This window comes from Candidatus Desulfatibia sp., assembly GCF_036446775.1.
GTDB lineage: Bacteria > Desulfobacterota > Desulfobacteria > Desulfobacterales > UBA11574 > Desulfatibia_A.
Map to the genome: position 1 here is coordinate 1 of NZ_JAZFTO010000171.1, position 4,879 is coordinate 4,879.

Sequence of the window (4,879 nt, forward strand, 5' to 3'; positions counted from 1 at the left end):
AAAGTTAGAGGACTTTCACCATTAAAGGTATCGCCACAAACGTCCCTATGGAACTGCCCAGGTTGGTAAATACCACCACCAGCAGGATGCGCGTGACCTTGTTTTTCCAAAAGCCCCTGATGGAAAGAATGTCCTCCGGCAGGTTTTCAAAATCCCTTACCTTGGGTTTGCGGGAAAAAGCTTCCACCAGCCCGGAAACCCAGCCGGCCGCAATCATGGGGTTCAGAGAAGTTAAAGGGGCCGCCAGAATCGAAGAAAGGATTGTCAGGGGGTGAGCCAGGGCGATGGCGGCACCCAGGCCGGCCAGAATACCATTGGCCAGAACCCACCATGTGATCATATCCTTGCCTGCGTGGGCACCGCCCTGATAAAAGCCCACAATAATCAGTATCATTATGGCCACAGGGATCAGCCATTTAAAAACAACCGATGCTCTTCCTTTGGGCGGAATTTGCTTGAGGGCCTCAAATTCTATATCTGTGTTCCAGTTGTTTTTTATACCGGGAACGTGACCGGCACCGACGATCGCAACGATTTTTTTGCCGGGAGCCGTGCGGATTCTGTGGGTCAAATACAGGTCTCTTTCATCGATCAAGATATCTTTTAAGACCGGCAGTGATTTGCCGACGTCGGCTAACAGAGACTGGAGCACATCTTCCTGCTTCATCTTCTCAATGTCTTCTTCGCTGATATCTTCAATTTGTCCAAGCGACAAAAGGAATTGAAACAAAAGTTTGAATTTGCTCCACAGTCCCATAACGCGCCAGGTCTTCAGCAGGGTGATGTGGATATCCCGGTCGGCAAGGTGTATGGACGCGCCCACAGCCTTGCCGGCTTCAATGGCCTTTATCATCTCCTCGCCGGGTTCGATGTCAAATTTTTTGGCTATCCGTTTCTGAAGTGACGCCAGCAGGAGATTCGAAAGCAAAAGGAAGGATTTTTTCTCCTTGATAACTTTGACGATATCCATATCCCGCCAAAGCTCTTTCTGACTGATAGTCTGATACCTTGATTCGCACAGTTCAACACAGACGGTATCCGGTTTTTCTGTTTCGATAACCTGGACCGCCAGCCGGGCGCTTTCACTGGAGACGTGGGCGGTCCCTACGAGAATGACCTCTTTGTCTTCAAATACCAAACGATCTATGTTATTGGTGTTGTTAATCATCAAAATTCGGTATATAAACCCCATTGGCTGGTTACGGGTTTTTAGTGATAGATAATCATAACTATCACATTACCCATGTCAATACAAAAACAAAGAAATGACCAGTGAATGGTGAAAAGTGACCAGCAACCCCGATAAATCGGTAGTTTCGCTGCGCTTCAAGCCGACTTCACCATAGTTGCTTTAGCTACGACGACTGAACCCGCAACCCGCAACCCGTAACGAGCAAAGAGCGACCAATGACCAGTGACAAAAAACAACCTGATATGCTGATACACGACGATATCTTTGCCTGGAGTGGATGGGGCGGCAGACTCAGTCTTGGCAGCGGCAAGTGCCGGCTTCGAATCTATGATCTGAAAGAGGCTGACGCAAAAGATATAACTCATCTGCACCGCATTATCGCGATAGTCTCTGATGTGCCCGACAGTAAAATGTCAGTTAAAAGTTGTACCAGTCATGTTGCCACTCAGGTCGTAAAAAAATTTAACCTCAATCCCCAGCGCATGTTGTGGGTTGAATATTATCCCGAGAGTAAATATGGCGTGGACAGCGAGCATGTTATACTGGAAAGATTCGAAGCGGTCGAATTTACCTGGCATGCAGATAAAGCCATCACGCCGCAATGGCGGGAATTAAAACCACCGCTTTTGGACGAAATCAAGAACCTGATATCGTGACACCGGAAATCCTCCCGGCAACTACGACCCAATCTTCTTTGGCACGGGTATCGATGATTTCAAACCCAAGGCTTTTCATTTTTTGAACAACCTCTATTTTATTTTTTTCAACAATACCCGCGCATATGAAGATGCCTTTTTGAGTCAGAACGTCGCTAATGCTGTCCAGCAATTCTATAACAGCGTCGGATGAAATATTGGCGACAGCCAGATCAAATTGTTCATCCACCCCATCGACAAGGTTGTTGGTTGTTATCTTGAATATTTCGCTTTCAATGCGGTTTTGCAGCATGTTCCGGTGGGCTATTTTCACTGCTTCCTCATCATTATCGATTCCCACCAGCCGGGCGGCACCTAACTTGGCGGCGGCGATCATCAGTATGCCCGAACCGGTACCCACATCAAGAAATGAATCGCCCTTCCCCAGATAGGATGCAATCATCTCGATACACAACGTCGTAGTCGGATGGGTGCCGGTCCCAAACGCCATACCCGGATCGATCTCCAGTACGATTTCTTCTTCGGATCGAGAGTATTCGCACCAGGTCGGCTTTACGACAATCGCGGCTCCGATTTTTTGGGGCCGGAAATAAGATTTCCACGCTTCAGACCAGTCGGCTTCATCCATTTGAGAATAAAAAATGCGGCTCTTAATGCCGGTGGCTTTTTCTAGTCTTTTAAGCTTTTGTTCAAGAATCCGACAACGTTCGGCGGCTTTATCATCTTCCCGAAAATATCCGATCACCGCATTCTGTTCCGGCAAATCAACGGCATCTTCCCCCCAGTCTTCTTCAGGAGCAATCTCGGGGTCCTCAATGACAACGCCCTGCAGCCCGAACTCATGAAAAAGGTTTGCAATCAGATCCACTGCCAGCCGCCTGTCATAAAAATCAAATACAACTTTGGCTTCGATCCATTTCATAATTTTTTCTCTTAAATATGCACTGTTTGGTGAATTCGTAATTGGTTATTTTAACTTGCTAAGACTTTGTTATATGAAAGAGAGAAAAAATAAATGTATAAAATCGCGCAGCGATTTTATTTGAACTTTTCTTTGGGGGGATTAAAGTAACCGTATTTTACATCCGGAAACAGTTTTTGAATACGGCGCAGTACATTCTGCATGCCCATGGGTTTTCCGTGTTGGGCGGCACTCTCCATAATGCGCCAGTATCTGAGCGGGTCAAAGTTAAGGTTGCGCCACTGGATCATGTTGATGCGATGCTGCCGGATAAAAGCGATCAGGGCGTCTAACTCTTGCGGAGTATCAGTAAAACCGGGGCTGCTCAGATAGTTGACGGCTACAAATTTTTTACGACTAATGGCAATATCAGCACTTTTGATCACATCATTGAAATCATAGCCCTTTGGTTGAAAGTAGATATCGTAACATTCTCGACGGACGCTGTTCAAGCTGATGCGGATGCTGTCGAGGCCGGCATCAAAAAGTCTTTTAAGGGTATCGGGGCGGCTGCCGTTGGTGTTCATGTTGATGGTTCCGCGCAAGGTAACGGAACGTATCTTTTCTATAGCCGGTGCGATAACGTCCGCCGCCAATAGGGGGTCGCCTTCGCATCCCTGCCCAAAGCTGACAACGCTCTTTTTTACCTTCCGGATGTGCTCCAGGGCGACTTCGGCGATTTCCGCTGAAGTCGGCTGAAAAGCGATCCTCTCCTGACTGACGGAAATCTTGCCGCTTTTTTGAAAAGACAAACACCCCAGACAGCGGGCGTTGCAATGTCCGGACGTCGGCAGCGGTGCCTCATATCTGCCCAAAAAGAAATTCTTGGCCGCCGGGCATCCATATTTCAAGGCGCATTTTTCGAGGTGTTTTTCCAGCCGGTTGTCCGGCATCTTCTGCTGCATTTTATGAATTCCAACGGCGACATCCTCGCTTTTCATCAACCGCAGATCCTGCCGTCTTTCGCGGTCTACACGAATCAAGGCGCATCTGAACCTGCCCTTGTGCCACCCAACCGCTCCATATGAAAAAAGAGGCAGATACCCGGCCTCCTTATCTTCATTATAGGCGCTGACATACATCGTAACGTAACCGGGCGAATTAAAGGCAGCCACCGGAAATATCTCTTCGCCGGGCATAGACGGGTTCACTTTGAGCGTTTCTAACAGGCCTGTTTCCATGTTAAACAACACGGGTTTTCTGTCCGGCAGCAGCATCAGTTCGCCGCCATATGGCATGTTGATGGTTTGATCCAATCTCAGCGGCCCGCGCAGCGACCCTGCCATGCCCACGGCAGCATACCCTTCAAGTTCAAAGATCTCACCGGCCGAATTCGCCACCACGGCCATGATGAGCTTGTTTCTTTTCCGGCCCGATTTAGTGATCTTTAAGGGAGTCATCGATATCAGCTCAAATTTTAATTCATCCCGCTGCTTGCCGCGCGGGATGAATTCAAATAAAAAAAGATAAATACTTTATTAAGGTGAAAGTGCGGTGCCGCAGCACGAAAAGCTGTGGCAAAAATTCCGAAATACCCCGTAGCTTGATATGGGGATAGGAATTTTAGCCTTTCGCCAAACAGAGCGGCGTAGCCGCGTTTCATAAAATCGTAACACGATTTTATGAAAGTTGTCAGGGGTCGGGGGTCAGGAAACAAATTCCATCTGAATTTTATAACGCCAGTCTAAATGAGATATAACTCATAAAGCAAAACTCATTTTCTGCCCCCTGATCCCTGGCCCCTCCCTAATTGTGTTTTGGCACAATTAGGGTATAACATGAAAAAATAAACATCAATAGCCCGGATATTATGATTCGATGTGCATGTTAAGAACGTCGCGACATATTATGGATGAATTTAAATAGAAACTATGATAAAACTAGTCATAAATCCGTATGTGAGGAGAAACCCATGAAAAGCTATCGCAAAGAATTGTGGTTTGAGGTGCCCACCCGGCGAGCACTTATCAACATTACCCCTCAGGTTGATACCTGCCTGAAGGAGAGCGGCATCAAGGAAGGATTGGTACTGGTCAATGCCATGCACATCACGGCCTCTGTGTTTATAAA

General features: G+C 47.4%; 5 protein-coding genes. 2 read left to right on the forward strand and 3 right to left on the reverse strand.

The genetic code is table 11. The features are described from left to right. Positions 1-4 precede the first annotated feature (4 nt). Positions 5-1,168: a TraB/GumN family protein gene (locus tag V3S16_RS08495; protein ID WP_413884250.1), complete on the reverse strand. Its 1,164-nt coding sequence runs from the start codon at positions 1,166-1,168 to the stop codon at positions 5-7. A 239-nt stretch (positions 1,169-1,407) separates the two neighbouring features. Between V3S16_RS08495 and V3S16_RS08500 the strand changes: the two genes are divergently transcribed. Continuing rightward, positions 1,408-1,848, forward strand: coding sequence for a hypothetical protein (locus V3S16_RS08500; protein WP_413884251.1), 441 nt, complete (start codon positions 1,408-1,410; stop codon positions 1,846-1,848). Here V3S16_RS08500 and prmA read toward each other — a convergent pair. Beyond that, a complete protein-coding gene (gene prmA, locus V3S16_RS08505; RefSeq protein ID WP_413884252.1) occupies positions 1,829-2,770 on the reverse strand; it encodes a 50S ribosomal protein L11 methyltransferase in 942 nt (313 codons plus the stop codon). The two genes, V3S16_RS08500 and prmA, sit on opposite strands and share 20 nt — an antisense overlap. Before the next feature lie 116 nt (positions 2,771-2,886). Beyond that, positions 2,887-4,209 carry a radical SAM protein gene (locus tag V3S16_RS08510; RefSeq protein ID WP_413884253.1) on the reverse strand — a complete coding sequence of 441 codons (1,323 nt, stop codon included), beginning with the start codon at positions 4,207-4,209 and terminating at the stop codon, positions 2,887-2,889. Between the two features lie 512 nt (positions 4,210-4,721). Between V3S16_RS08510 and V3S16_RS08515 the strand changes: the two genes are divergently transcribed. After that, positions 4,722-4,879, forward strand: a 158-nt coding sequence (locus V3S16_RS08515) for a YjbQ family protein (RefSeq protein WP_413884254.1), incomplete at its 3' end; no start/stop codon positions are given.

Coding starts and splice junctions, on each gene's coding strand:
- V3S16_RS08500 (WP_413884251.1), top strand. CDS start 1,408: ATGACCAGTGACAAAAAACAACCTGATATGCTGATACACGACGATATC.
- prmA (WP_413884252.1), bottom strand. CDS start 2,770: ATGAAATGGATCGAAGCCAAAGTTGTATTTGATTTTTATGACAGGCGG.
- V3S16_RS08495 (WP_413884250.1), bottom strand. CDS start 1,168: ATGATTAACAACACCAATAACATAGATCGTTTGGTATTTGAAGACAAA.
- V3S16_RS08510 (WP_413884253.1), bottom strand. CDS start 4,209: ATGACTCCCTTAAAGATCACTAAATCGGGCCGGAAAAGAAACAAGCTC.